Genomic DNA, 308 nt, shown 5'->3' on the forward strand with positions numbered 1-308 from the left:
GCCTGCCGCAGCGTCCTGCCCGTCGGTAAGGGCGGCGAGAAGGTAGTCCTCGTCGTCCCGGTTGTCCTCGATGTCATCCAGGCTGTCGTCGGCGTCCCAGCCGTCGGCATCCTGAAGCGGGACGGTGAAGGAGCCGGGCAGCCCGAACGAGGCCCCCGGCGCGAGAGGCGCTGGCCACTGGTGGGGGGTGGTGGCGGGGGAGGGATCGGTCATCTGGGCGGCAGCCTGGGCCCGGGCGGCTACCGTCCGCTCCCGCCTGCTGCCCGCTCCCTGGCCGGCACGGCGCAGCAGCGCATCCAGCGCCTGGG

Annotated in this window: 1 protein-coding gene; it reads right to left on the reverse strand. The window is 74.4% G+C overall.

Features of this window, described 5'->3' with window-relative positions; genetic code table 11:
- Positions 1-213, reverse strand: a 213-nt coding sequence (locus ACLZOT_RS51500) for a hypothetical protein (protein WP_416976179.1), incomplete at its 3' end; no start/stop codon positions are given.
- Positions 214-308 lie beyond the last annotated feature (95 nt).

It is taken from the genome of Streptomyces sp. 4F14 (assembly GCF_048159485.1).
Classification (GTDB): Bacteria; Actinomycetota; Actinomycetes; order Streptomycetales; family Streptomycetaceae; genus Streptomyces.